The organism is Alkaliphilus pronyensis (assembly GCF_009017275.1).
GTDB lineage: Bacteria > Bacillota > Clostridia > Peptostreptococcales > Natronincolaceae > Alkaliphilus_C > Alkaliphilus_C pronyensis.
In genome coordinates this window covers 1-13,938 of sequence record NZ_WBZC01000043.1, presented here as the reverse complement: position 1 = coordinate 13,938, position 13,938 = coordinate 1, and the positions used below count along the sequence as shown (strand labels likewise).

Here is a 13,938-nt window from a genome sequence, read left to right as displayed (position 1 = left end):
ATAGCTTTCATTCCGAGCAGTTATTAAACCACCATTAGCATTCCCTGAAAGCACGGATTACTCCATAATTATAGATGTTATCACTTGCTAATATCCTCTGATAAATCAGATTCGGACCCCCGCTTTTATACCCCACATGGAGGAACTTTTCGCCAGCTGTATGATTATATTAATCAGCGTCTTTTCAGCTTAGGCACGGCTTTGTTGCGTCTTACCGTTCTTGGATATAAGAGTAATGAGAAATACTTTTATATCCACAGCTTCATCGATTCCACCTTACTACATCACCTTTACAATAATCTCTCGGTGGGAGATGTTTTGGAGCATACCCCTGCATTTTTATAAGTAAAAATTATAGCATCTGTAAAAAAACTCTCATGTTTATCTTGTTATCATTTTGGGCATAAAAAAGGTTCAAATCCTTGATAGAAGAGACTTGAACACGCCGTTTTATTATTTCCACATTTAGTATGAATGTTTATCTCAAAACCCCATATAATAGTATTAATAATAGTTCAGTGAGTGTTGTCTTGATACCCCTTATATCAAGATAGCCAGTTTGATTGGAATTGGAGTTCCAATGAACCGACTGAACTTTTTTTATGTATTTCTATTATTGTAGTATTGTTCTTAAAAAATTATTCCATAAATAAAGCGATCATATCCTGATAAGGACATAATCGCTTATTTAAAACCCATAATCAAATTTTCTGCATTTCATTTTAACAGATGAGTTCCACAACAACTTTTTCACTTCATTATCTTTTCCTAGCTTCTTACCATTTCGTTCAGAAGTCCATATGTTCAATTGAACATTGAATGGACACATAGTATAAGCAATATTAACAAGATTTTCAACTTTATTTATTAACTCCTTGGCTTTTTTTCTACCAATACTATCAGTGTAATCAATATAATCAAAGTATAGTGTTCCGATATTGTTTTTCACTGTGAAATTAACATTAACAAAGCTATCTCTAAACAAATCGAAGAAGAAATAGGGTTGAATTTCTTTTCCACCAATACTTGTTAGGGCATAGTTTTTTATGTCATCACTTGAAGGACTGAATTTCTCACCTTTGGTTGCTTTTCTTATAAAACTATCTTTTAATCTGTTCAGCTTATACATAGATAAAATATGACTCTTGTATGGTTCTACTGTGGTTATGTTAGTTATATCATAAAACCGTTCTTCCTTAACAGAACCACTCTTAATTAACTTATCAATTTTCTCCTTAGACGTAGTAGCATTATCCTTGAATACTTTCTTCTGTTCAGATGTTTCTGTTTGATACGTTCTTCTTATCTGTTCATCAACTATCAGCATTTGATAATTTACATTGTTAAATGCTAACCATTTCACATTCAGCTTGTCATGTGTTTCTTTGAAATATTTCCAATGCTTTGTCTTATTGTCATCTGCTAATAAGTCATCTGGAAACTCAATATTCCCTTTATGATAAAAGTTGTTTATATTCCAGTTGTTCCGATATAGTTGCTTTCTTAATCCTAATGTGGATAATCTAATGGTTTTCTGCTTACTACTCCCAAGTAAATGGTTTAATGAAAATGCACTTAGTATATACACCTCTACATCATATATCTCTACCACTTTACATAATCCATATTTCTTTAATAATTTCCAGTTCAATTTGCTCGATTTATCAAGTGTTTCAAGTTGTTTAATCGTTGCTATACCATTGAACTTGAAATACATCATCATTAAAGCCTTTTCAAAAGTCTCAAATGCCTTCAACTTCTTATCTATTGGTTCATCAGTCAGCTTCTTCTTTGTGTATGCTTCTCTGACTGATTTTTTAGCCTGATATGAGTTTAATGCTTCTTCCTTTTTTACAATTTGAAGCTTCAACTTCAATTCTTCATATTGATTGCGTAGGTCTTCAATTGTTTCTTTCTCTTTAACTGCTTCTTTTTTAACAGTTGTCTCTTTATTTTTCATTGCTATACCTCCTATTTTATAAACTGGACTGTATGTCCTAATTGGTTTCCAAAATCTGTTTTAGCTTGAATATGACTTTCAGTATATGTGCCACTACCAGTTATAACCTCGACCATAACTGTTTCACCTCCTATTGAATAGGCAAAGTCTGGTGATGAATATACACCAGCTCGATAGTCATTCAGCATTTGCTCTGCTTGGTTATAATCACGTTCCCTAATCTCATCTATTCTGTCTTTGAAATCTTGTTGAAGTTCTCTTTCAGTTTTCCATTCAAAAGGAACACCAGTGGAGTATAATTCAGTATAAACATCAGCTACTCTTAAATCATGTTCATGCCCCGTAGATGAATAAAAACTTTCCTGTGGATTAATTTCTCTTCGATAGTAGTCCTTACCATAATCGGTTAATCTATAAAGTTGAACAGTATCATTGGAGTGCTTATCAATCTTTTCCACACTCTCAATAACACCCATTTTTAGAAATCTGTTAAGTGATTTATTAGAAAATTTCATTCTGTCAAAATGCTCTTTTGCTAAGTAATGACACTTTGTCATTGCCTTTAAAGTCTCTTTATCTCTCCTAAGGATTTTCTGATTTTTATACTGTTTCCGATAATATCTTTCATCTTTTTTAGCCATCGCTAATACCCCCTTTATGCTGTGAAAATATATGAATTTTGTTGAAATAAACTTGCCACTTTTAACCTCAATTTCACCTTTACCTTTATGGCAAGTGCTCTCCCGAATGGAACCAAGTCCGTTAAAAAAGTTAGGAAACTCCGAAGGATTTCCGACACTTTTAGGACGGTTGTAAAATGCGTTAGCGTTTTGCAATGGTGGAGTGAGGGGGGGGAGAGAGGAGAGGGGGGGGGGAGGAGAGCAAACATCTAACACCTCATTTTCTTAGTATTTGGCTATATTTCAACAAAATTTCAAGATTTCATTTTATACCACCATATAAAACGGCTTACATAACATGATATGTGTCTTCAATATGATTTATTCCAAATCTCATATAATAACTTTCTTTATGCCTGACTCGATCATCTTCATGTCATTAATCAACTCTGGCATTAGAAAGAAAATGTATAAAAGGGCATAAAAAAAATGACTGCTTTAAGCAGCCATTTTTCGCTATATCACTAATCACCTTTCGGTGATTCTCTTAGTCTGTTAAGATAAGTTGTTATACCTATACCTTAGGCAGTTCTCACCACAAATCTTTTTAGCTCTGCAATGTCTTGCAAGATGATTTTCACCTTTTCCCACAGTCTTACAACTACAATTCTTATACTTCTGAATAATTGTATATGTAGCACCCTCATTTGACATTTCTAAACGTGTTCCATCTGATTTAATCCATTCCATAAAAATAACCTCCTGTTATGATTGTATAATCTTAACAATGAGGTTAGTCATTTTTCTTGTCTTATAAAATTATTCATTCATAAGCTTTTGAAGATATGCTTGTGCTTCTTCAACATTCATAGCACCAGTGGTTTCACCATTCTTGGCTTGTTCGAAAGATATGATAATATCAGCTTCTTCCTCGGACAAGTAATTTAGGTCTTTCACTTTAAAGCAATGTGGAAACACCTTATCTTGTTCATAAAATCTTTCACAATATCTACCATCATCAAGCTTTAATAGTGCAACATATAAATCTTCTTGAACGTAAGTGTTTATAAGAGTTTCACCAGTGTAAGTAGCTTCACTCATCCACTTATTAAACAACTCTTGATTCATCTTTTCACCAACTCCTTTGCTTCTTGATTAAAGAGTGATGAAACCATTAATCATTTTGATTAATTCTTTCACCACTACTGGTGAAACGGTTCATCAAGTCTTAATCAATTGTTTATAACATTGATGATTTCATTCATCATCTTGTTAAATCAATTAACCAGTTTAGCCAACCAGTAATTGATGAAGCTCTTCTTCCTTTGGTATTCATGTTCATGTTTTGAAGTTCGGCTTCTGTCATTATTTCCACAACTCTTGATTTGACAGGCATTTCTAAGTTCTGCAAGTATTCTCTGAAAGTCCAGTTGAATGCCCGCATTTCAAGAATACACTTAACAAATGCCAAGTTTCTATTCTTTAAGTTCAACCTAAATATTGATTTACCTTTATCAGTTAAAAAATATCTGACTCCTTCTTCTCGGTCTCTATCCTTATCTACCAAACCTAGATATCTACAAGCATCTGTATAATAGTTTGTTTGTCGGATATCAAAGTCATAATTGTAAGTGATATATTCTCTTGTTAGATACTCGTTTTCAAACAATAGCTCACATATATTAATGACTCTATCAAAACTATCAGCCTGTGGAAATGGAATTCCATCTGGTTCTGGTGAAAATCGAATCTGTTCCAATAAGGAAAGTATATCATCAAAACTTATCTCTTCCTGTTCCAGTGTATAGTTCCGTTGCTTTACTAACAGTAATGAGTTATAATTTTGAGCATCTTGAAACTCATACTCATATAAGTTAAACACACCATTTGTATATGTTAGGAAGACAGGTTTAACAGGTTTTCCAACTTTATTCTGCCATAGTCTAAATGGGTAGTATAACTGTCTTACTAAGAAATCATCAGACAAAGAGTTCTTTGCTTCGAGTAGAGTAAGTGAATCAAATCCCTCAAAACCACCATCAATCTCAATCTGCGAATTTACAACAGCAATGTTTTGAAGTCGATCGTTTGCTCTGTTGTAAATATTAAAATCGAAAGACTCTGAACTCATTCTACCATTAACCGTTGGAAGCAATGTTTCTTCACCTGTAAAATCAGCTAAAATACCAGATAGATAAGCGACATTTATCGCTGTCGCTTCACTTGTTATATTCTCAAAATCAATACTATGTATGAAATCAGGGGCAGTTGCCCTAATGATTTCTGTTGATGGTTTTTCAAAATTATGATAGGCTTCAAAATTCGATATAACATAACTCCCTCGTGTAATAGGGAGTATAGAAAGATTGTTTTCATCGAATAAGATTGGCAAGTTGCTTCTATGGTCAAATTTCGTCATCAGCCTAGCTTCTCTAAACTCATTTATTTGCTTTGCTGTTATTTCAAAGACACCATCACGTTCAACTTTTCTAGCAATATTATACTTATCAAATAGTTGCTCCCAAGCCTTATCATTTTTAGTTTTAGGCTTACTCATAATTCCTCACCAACACTTCATCAACTTCACCTCTTGCATTACCATTTGAGTTAATGGCTCTCTTTGCCTTGATAATCTCAATTTTGTAATCCTTGTAGAGGTCTAATATAAAATCTGTTGCTGAATTTGAAAGTAAGAACTTTACACCTCTCGCATTCAGCTTGTCGCATAGATTTTTTAATCTAATCTGTTCATCTCTATTAAATCCACCTTTTGCATAACCAGTAAAGTTTGCACTATCTGAAACAGGGTCATAAGGTGGGTCGAAATATACAAAAGCACCTTTTCTAATGCCTTTAACTGCATCTTCAAAATCACCATTTCTAAACTCAACATTACCCTCATTGAAAAACTTGCTTACTGCTCTTAGTGTAATCTCATTTACAATATTAGGGTTCTTGTATCTTCCATAAGGTGAGTTAAACTGTCCTGCAAGATTAACTCTAAACAATCCGTTATAACAAGTCTTGTTAAGATAATGAACTCTTGAAGCTCTCTGAACTTCTGTCAGAGAACTATAAATTGCATTGTCTCTGTCCCAGGCTCTAACTTCGTAAAAGTAATCTGCTGTGTTCTTCTCTTTATGGTTCTCTAAGTCCTTAATTAAGCCCTCAACATCATCTTTTACCACTTGGTATAGATTTATCAACTCGCTATTAACATCATTTACAATGGCTTTTTTAGGCTGTATATCGAACAATACAGCTCCACCACCGACAAATGGCTCATAATACGTTGAAATGTTCTTAGGGATATATTTTCTTATCTCTGGTAGTAATTGTCTCTTACCACCCACCCATTTAAGCACTGGGGAAGCTAGTTTATTATATTTCATATGCTCAACTCCATTCTAATAATAGTATATCGCATTATCATCAGAAAAGCGAACATATATTCGCCTTACTTGTCATAGTGTATCAACCACATTAATTATACTATATCTTGTATAAGTTTTAAAAGGTATCAATATAGATTATCACAACTTCAACTGTTTTTAAAGCTTTTTCTTTCTAATGCTTGATTTTTTCTGTCCAATACTGTATAATATAAGAACTTCTCTTCAAATGAGAAGAATTTAATATTGATTGAAGATTTTTTCTTCCACAGCGACCGTGTCATAATAGGACAGATGCGGTGGAAGGAAAAGATTATGAGAAAAACAAGCAAACCGCTTTATATAAAGAAGAAGTCTTCAACAGAAGAAAGGATTGATACTTTTGTTAAAACTATTTCAGAAATGCTTGAAAAGTATGACATAGATTCTAACCAGACCACTAACTAAGTGGTCTTTTTTAATGCAATATTTTGTTTGTCCTACTATAAGATACGGTTATATGATAAAATTATTCCAGAGGAGATAAAAAATGAATGTAAACCTAAAAGGAATATCTGAACATATGCTCCAACTTGGCTTAGGAGCTTTGGCACATGCTAATAGACATAGTGGTTATTCGAATATGCTAAATGACTCATGGAGTGATTTAGCAGTTCTTCAAGCAGCTCATTCTGCTGAAATACTGATTAAAGCCAGAATTGCAGAAGAACACCCTTTATTGATATTTGAACAATTACCCAAAGCAAAGCAATTGACAAGTGATAGAGTATCAATTGAAGACTTGTTTAAAAATGGTAAGACCATTCAATGGAGCGATTTACCTGAAAGACTTTACTTATCAACTGGTATTGAACTTCCAAATGTTGATGTGTTCAAGGAGTTTGGCAAGCTTAGAAATGGAATACAGCACTTTGCTTCTGTCTCTGATAAACCAACATCTTGGGAGACATATAATTTTGTATTCAAAGTTATCGACCCTTTTATATATGACTGTTGGGGACTATATGCTGTTGATTATGATGAGGATTTTGATAGTCAAGAACATTTTCCAGCGTCCTTATTGAGAAATGAAATCCTATTTAATGTTTCACCGTCAATAGTGTCTTCCTCAGACTATTGGGACGTAGATTGGCAGACCTTAAATGAAGGCTATGTAGAGGAAATGAAACAAAGAATTGAAGATGCAAAACAGTTAATATTGGAGTGATTATATGTATGAAAAAACCATAAAGATTGTTGTTCTATACACTAGGGTTTCAACAGTTGAACAAACTGATGGCTTCTCCTTAGATAACCAATTAGACCAACTAAAAGATAATTGTAAAATAAACGGCTATAATATAGTTGGTATCTACACCGATGCAGGTGCTTCTGGTTCATCAATAGATGAAAGATATAAGTATCAAGAAATGATTGAGTATATAAGCGAGCATTCAGAGAAAGTTGATGCTGTGATGGCTTGGACTCTTTCAAGAGTAGGTCGAAGCCTAAATGACCTTACTTCCCTTATGACTTATCTTGATGAACTTGATATTGTGCTAATTACACTAAGAGATAGCGTAAATACAGGCACATCGACTGGTCGGTTTATGGCTGAAATACTTGGTTCAGTTAATCAAATGGAAAGACATACTATACTTGCTAATACAAAAGATGGTATGCAAAAGAGAGCCAAAGATGGACTTTGGGGTGGTGGTATAGTTCTAGGTTATGACAGTGCAGATAAGAAACTAATAATCAATGAAGATGAAGCTGAAAGGGTTCGGACAATCTTTGAACTATATGTCTATGAGGATTATGGCTACAACAGGATTGTAAAACATTTGAACACTCGTGGTATTAAGACCAAGAAAGGGAACACTTGGGCACACTCAACAGTAAAATCTGTTTTAGATAATCCACTTTATGCGGGTTATATTAGGTATGGTGTTCGTAAGGATTGGAACAAGGAAAGAAAGAACAACAACAATCCTAATTATACTCTTGTTAAATCCGATCATCATCAACCTATCATTTCAGAAGAACTATGGCAATTAACAAGAGATAAAAGAGCAAGAGTCGGTAAAGCTAATCCGAAAGTCTGGAAAGGTGAATGGCTACTTTCTGGACTTCCTAAATGCCCTGTATGTGGTGCAAGTATGGTAGCTCATAGAGTGAAAAGGAAATCTAAGGAACACCCCGACGGGAAAATGTATCGCTATTATATATGTAGTCATTACAGCAACAAAGACACTTCTGTCTGCAAACCTAATTTAATTGATGCAAAGCAAACCGAAGAATATGCAATAGAAAAATTGTTAGAGTTTGTGTCTAACCCTAACTTAATCGATGTTATATCTGAACAAGCAAGAGATAAAAACAAACCAAACACAGATAGATATGAAAAGGATATCATCAAACTCAATAAGAGACTTAAAGAGTTGAAAACAACTGAAAGTCTTTACTACAAGCATCTTGGAGACCCGAAAAAATTAGCTGTTTTAAAAGAAGAAAAGATTCTTGCCATCATAGAAGACACTAATAGAGAAATGAGCTATGTAAATGATGAATTAGAAGAAGCTCATTACAGAATTAAGGCACTCGAAAGAGAAGACAAGACAATAGAGTCTTTAACGTTGGCACTTAAACATTTTAAAACCTTGTTCGAAAAAGCAACAACAGAGGAAAGAAAAAAACTGCTTCATTCATTAATCAAAGAAATTAGAATAAAGCAGTCTGATGAGTTTAAAACTAGAACAGTTGAAAAGATTGTATTAGCATTTGATGAAGCGGACGTGTTGGAATACCTAAATTCTTCCGCTAAAAAAGAGAATTTAAAAACGTTTGTCCCTACTTGTGATACGGTTCACCGTACCATACCTAACTGCGGTTTTTTCTAAACTGTATTAATAGATTATTAAATATTAATACTTAGATTTTATATTAACCTTTCTCGTATCATATATGCAACTTCAGAGTTCTTTTCAACAAGGCAATTAAGTATAACAAGAACTTCCTCTTTCTTTCTTATATTAGTCTTCAATACCTCTCTATATACATTGACATACTTTCGAACTATATTTTCGATGTAAAAAATGGTATTAGCTGACATTTCTTTGATATGAATCTCTTGATTACTCAATATCATTGATGATATCCATGGAATTCCATCTTCAAGGAATAAAGAACCTATAGAATACAGAAGATGTGAAATTCCCGCTAACACTTCTGGAATATGTGATAATTCTGTCGTAAGCCGTGTATAAAAGTCTTTGTTTCCCACTTTCAAACTATGCCATTCAGTAGCGCCACTCTTCCAATATCTAAATGCCAAAATATATGTTTGCATGACTTCTTTTCCGTAGAAGGGTACTCCAGCTTTTGAACATTCAATAATTTTATCAAAATATGTCCACCAAACTTTCCAAAATGTATCGAATCTATTCATCGTATCTTCTGCCAATAGTAGTTGATCAAAAAGATATCCTGATTCTCTATTGAATACAAAGCTGTTCACAAAATAGCTATTAAATCTATCTACTTCATATACATCTCTTGTTAACAAGAATTTACTGTACTCTTTCAATAATTTGTGTTTATTCGTATACTCATGGGATTGGCTTTCTTGAAAAACCTCTTCTGCTATTTCCTTGATAAGATTCTCTACAATATCAAGCAACTGAGCATCTTGAGTATCATACGGAATTAAAGAAAGTACTACTTCAACTATTGTCAAAGTTGGGTCTACTATTTTAACAGTAATATTTTTGTTTTCAGATGTAATTAACTTTTCTAGCATTTCCTCATGAGATTCAACGAAATCCATATAAATGATATTTCTTTCATCTCCTCTAAAATACTGTGGATTACTCCTTTTTGTCTGAATAAACTCGTCAAATTTAGACGCAATATACAAATAACATAGAGTAATTTTTTTTGCCATCTCTGGGTATCGTTGCCACAATATGTTATTAATCGATTCAATGGCAAAATCACATATACGTTTGTACATACCTAATGGATATTGATTTAATAGAATCAACAATAGCAGTAAAATCAAGTCATCATCCGAATCTACTTTACCGAACAAATATGAAATGGCACTTACTGCACCTTCTACACCATCGCCCATTTGGTATCCATAATTTGCCTGTATCGGAGCTAAGGAAGTACTTATTGCAATTTCTTTTGCCAAAACAAGATCATTTTGATTCAATATATCAGAGTAATAAATAATTAATACCGAAAAAACATTCGGTAGTAAAGCTCTATAGATTAAGTCATACTCACCAAATTTTCCTTGTTTCATCTCAACCATATACTGTTTTACTTCTTCTAAAGCTTTCTCTGGATGTGAATTATACTCTTCATACTCATCCGCTTTTTGATTATTCTCTAACTTCATCTTTGCCCAAAGATCTAATCTCATATACTTTGTCTTGCTAGCAGATTCTTCTTTTGCTATATCAGTATACTCAGTTATTTTTTCTGGAAGTTGAGGGTTAAAATCGATTAATACTCCTTCATCAACCGTTTCAAGCTTCGGTTCCATAATACGTCTATCCATCCTCCTTATTATTAATTCTTTTGTGGTACCATCTTTATAATCTTCCCTTTCAAATTCTTTATAATAATCATCTAGTATTTCCCATATTCTTTCCTGTCGTTCTTTGAACTTCTCTTCATCTGAACCTGCTGGCATAAAAAACTGGTAATAAACAATAACACCTTCCAAAGTATTATTTCTGTGCTTTTGCTCACAGGTATCTATCCGTTCATTTTGATAAATGTCATGCTCCCTATTCAGTCCATAACCAATTGAATACAAAGTCTTTATAGATCTGTCTCCTACAGCTCTACCAAGATCATAGTAAATGATCTCATACGTTTGAAAAAGAATCACAGCGATTTCTGATAGTTTTTCTGCAAATGCTAATACAATGCTAAGAATAACAGCAGTTATAGATGCAGAATTACTTTTCATCAACATATGTTTAAATAAAGGGATAAGTATTTTATCATCAGTCTTTTCTGTAACGTCAAGTAAATACTTTTCTAAAGCCATATGAAGAGATTGAAGTAGGTTTGGACTTACTGGAGATCCATTTCCTCTATAAATCCCCCATATGCAATTGCTTATGTATTGCTCACTAGTCTTTTCATTGTCAAGTTGAATATGTATTTTCCTAATATCGTTATCAAAGCCACTTTCTTTAAGCGCGCCGACACATTCATTCATTAAATCAATAATGAAATCTATTCCCTCATAAGGAGCTATTTGCAAAATATTATACATTGGTGTTTGATACGCACTAGAAGGGAAGTATCTATCTGATATTGATGATAACCCAAAACTCTGCTCAATTCGCATAGATGAGTAATTATAAAAGCGATTAGAACGTTCTACATCTGATTCTAGCCAAAATAACTTAGCTATCTTTAATACACTTTTCGGAATCACTTTTGCAGTATAAGCACTGTGTTTACTGCTTATCATTGCTCTACATAACGCATTATATGGATCATTTCTTAGCTTCCATTTGTTCTCAATTACTTCATCAATGATTTTTATAATGACATCTTTATTTTCACTTGCAGACTTAAGGATTGTAGTTATTAACTCTTCTTCATTCTCTTTACCAATATAGAACCTTTCTTCTTTAAAGCTATATTCATATAGTTCTAATGCAATTTTTCCTGCAAATTCAGTTCCCTTACCTGGCATACCAGACCAAGTGTTGATTATTGGTATCACAAAAAAAAGTTTCTCTATACCAATAGTTGCAATATTATTATAAATGAACTCAATAAACGCAACCCATCCTTCACCATGTGGCTTTGTAAATACAAAAGATGCATTGAATAAGTCGAACTTCTGTCCGCCAATTTTGCCCATAAAAATATCATTAAGGTCTTTACATGCTAACCTTAATAGAAAACCAATACGCTTTAAAATATTCAATTCATCTGCTAATATAATATCACTATATTTAATAAAGAATTTATCAGCATATGGAGATAATAATATCGAAACAATTAACTCATCTTTCCAATAAACTTCTATATCTTCATTTCTAAGAATTCCGTCCATTAAGAATCCAACATCTGGAGAGCTATGAAACAACTTATCAGACATCCAGTTGCGGAATACACGTCTCATTGGCATTGAATTCCCAATTTCTTTAATAAAGTCGTCTACACTTTTTGCTCTTATAAATGCCACTGTGATAATTCTTTCTAATGCCCATTCTTCATATATATCATGTGTAATGAAGTATCCTGCTGTCTCATAGCCAACTAGACCATCAGGTATAAGTTCTTTATCCAAAATTGAAGTCTCAGTATCAAACATTTGAAAAAACTGTCCTGAGTTTGCCCTTTGTCGAGCAACTTTCATAAACCATTGTTCTCTTGCTGGTTTATTCTTTTTAATATTCTTATCCCACAACTTTTCTTTAAACGTCTGATAATCTATTTGATCACTTTCTTGATAATATCTTAAGTATTCATTAAGATAAAACGGATTCCTTATTAGTTCATTCAGTTTAAAGTCTTTTGGTAAAATAAAACCATAATCATCTGTTAATTGCTCAAGTTCATCTAATGTCAATTCATCTATGTGAATGTTCTTAGGTAACATATTATAAAGATCTAAGAATTCATTATTTAAATCCTTAACATACATATTTCTTGAAGTAAAAATGATTTTCCACTTATCCTTAATTGCCCTTGATAAGAATGTCTTAAATGTATCTGTATTTTTTATATCTATAAGTTTTTCAGCTGAATCAATAACTATTACCTTTTCACTAACCGATTCATACATTTTGAAGAAAGAATCAAGACTAGTACTTTTTAAAAGTGCATCTATACTTGTTATTTCAAACTCTGTTGCCTTAAATAGCAAAATAGAAGATACATCTTTACAACTATCATAATAATCCTTTATTACTGCTGTTTTCCCCACACCACCAGTTCCACTAATAATTATTATTTGATCTTCAGATCTTAACAATTCATCTATTATATCAGTACGAGAAATATGAATAGTACAATCTTTAAATTGGATATTACTACGTATTTCTGATAAAAGATTCTTAGTATGATTGATACGTCTATTTACTTCATCAAATTCATTTTCGTTTAAAGAAAAGAAATACCTAGATATTGATTCGTTATCAACCGTGACAAACTTACTTTCAAAAAACGATTTGAGACGCCAATCAATTATCACTTCATTTTGCTCTGAAACTTCTTCAATCGTAATTAATCCTGCAGGCTTATTACCTCGATATTGTGCCCATTCAGAATTAGAATAAATAATTAATCTCTTTATATCAGGATATAATTTTTTTGCCTTCTTAATAGTTTGAACAATTTCATCTGTATGATTTGATAGAGTAGTATCATAATATTTTGCCTGCCATCCAACTATTTCTCCATCTATGGCTACTGGCTCTGTTTCGATAGCTGCCTGATTGAAAAACCGAAATATTCCTTTATTATAATTACATTCTGCACAAAAAAGCATATAACAAAACCACTCAAATTTTTCTCTAGTACTACCTGAAAATTTTGCATTAAAAATATCCCAATTCACTTCAATCATATAACTATCTCCCCTCTAATTACTAACCATTTAATTATATATCAATTTTTAAATAGTTATCTCACATGTAGTAGAAAAAACCGCTGTTACTTATGATAAGGTTCACCCTTCACTATCCTAAACCCTCTATATGTTTGCTCAAGTAGTATTAGCCTCATTAACTGATGTGGAAATGTCATTGGTGAAAAGGATAGCCTGTAATCTGCCTTTTGTAGCACCTGATCGGATACACCTAAAGAGCCCCCAATAATGAATACTACATTGCTATTACCGGTTACACCTAGGGATTGAAGCTTGTCAGCAAGTTCTTCTGATGCAAGCATTTTGCCCTTTATATCTAAAACTACTGTGTATGAAGCTTCCTTTATGTGCTTAAGG

General features: G+C 32.8%; 11 protein-coding genes. 3 read left to right on the top strand and 8 right to left on the bottom strand.

Annotation, left to right across the window (positions count from 1 at the left end; genetic code table 11):
• Window positions 1-688: 688 nt before the first annotated feature.
• The 6 genes from F8154_RS11040 to F8154_RS11015 form a co-directional block, all read right to left on the bottom strand.
• On the bottom strand, window positions 689-1,960 hold the full coding sequence (locus F8154_RS11040; RefSeq protein ID WP_151861677.1) for a hypothetical protein: 1,272 nt from the start codon (window positions 1,958-1,960) through the stop codon (window positions 689-691).
• Between the two features lie 11 nt (window positions 1,961-1,971).
• Entirely contained in the window at window positions 1,972-2,601 is a 630-nt protein-coding gene (locus F8154_RS11035; RefSeq protein ID WP_151861676.1) for a hypothetical protein, read from the bottom strand.
• Window positions 2,602-3,135: 534 nt separating this feature from the next.
• Complete coding sequence (locus F8154_RS11030) at window positions 3,136-3,330, bottom strand: hypothetical protein (protein ID WP_151861675.1); 195 nt, start codon at window positions 3,328-3,330, stop codon at window positions 3,136-3,138.
• Between the two features lie 69 nt (window positions 3,331-3,399).
• On the bottom strand, window positions 3,400-3,708 hold the full coding sequence (locus F8154_RS11025) for a hypothetical protein (protein WP_151861674.1): 309 nt from the start codon (window positions 3,706-3,708) through the stop codon (window positions 3,400-3,402).
• Window positions 3,709-3,844: 136 nt separating this feature from the next.
• Window positions 3,845-5,137: a type II restriction enzyme gene (locus F8154_RS11020; protein ID WP_151861673.1), complete on the bottom strand. Its 1,293-nt coding sequence runs from the start codon at window positions 5,135-5,137 to the stop codon at window positions 3,845-3,847.
• Entirely contained in the window at window positions 5,130-5,972 is an 843-nt protein-coding gene (locus F8154_RS11015) for a DNA adenine methylase (protein ID WP_151861672.1), read from the bottom strand. The genes F8154_RS11020 and F8154_RS11015 overlap by 8 nt, the downstream gene beginning before the upstream one ends.
• Window positions 5,973-6,287: 315 nt before the next feature.
• Here F8154_RS11015 and F8154_RS15550 point away from each other — a divergent pair, with 315 nt between their 5' ends.
• The 3 genes from F8154_RS15550 to F8154_RS11005 all read left to right on the top strand — a co-directional run bounded on the left by F8154_RS15550 (window position 6,288) and on the right by F8154_RS11005 (window position 8,851).
• The gene (locus F8154_RS15550; RefSeq protein WP_279237187.1) at window positions 6,288-6,419 is read left to right on the top strand and encodes a hypothetical protein; all 132 of its coding nucleotides are present in this window, start codon (window positions 6,288-6,290) and stop codon (window positions 6,417-6,419) included.
• A gap of 82 nt (window positions 6,420-6,501) precedes the next feature.
• Window positions 6,502-7,179, top strand: coding sequence for a hypothetical protein (locus F8154_RS11010; RefSeq protein WP_151861671.1), 678 nt, complete (start codon window positions 6,502-6,504; stop codon window positions 7,177-7,179).
• Between the two features lie 4 nt (window positions 7,180-7,183).
• Complete coding sequence (locus tag F8154_RS11005; RefSeq protein WP_151861670.1) at window positions 7,184-8,851, top strand: recombinase family protein; 1,668 nt, start codon at window positions 7,184-7,186, stop codon at window positions 8,849-8,851.
• Window positions 8,852-8,889: 38 nt separating this feature from the next.
• Here the strand turns inward: F8154_RS11005 and avs4 are convergent, their stop codons facing one another.
• Both avs4 and F8154_RS10995 read right to left on the bottom strand, forming a co-directional pair.
• Window positions 8,890-13,560 carry an AVAST type 4 anti-phage nuclease Avs4 gene (gene avs4, locus F8154_RS11000; RefSeq protein WP_151861669.1) on the bottom strand — a complete coding sequence of 1,557 codons (4,671 nt, stop codon included), beginning with the start codon at window positions 13,558-13,560 and terminating at the stop codon, window positions 8,890-8,892.
• An 86-nt stretch (window positions 13,561-13,646) separates the two neighbouring features.
• Window positions 13,647-13,938: 23S rRNA (pseudouridine(1915)-N(3))-methyltransferase RlmH (locus F8154_RS10995; RefSeq protein WP_192930259.1), on the bottom strand; the 292-nt coding region annotated here is incomplete at its 5' end.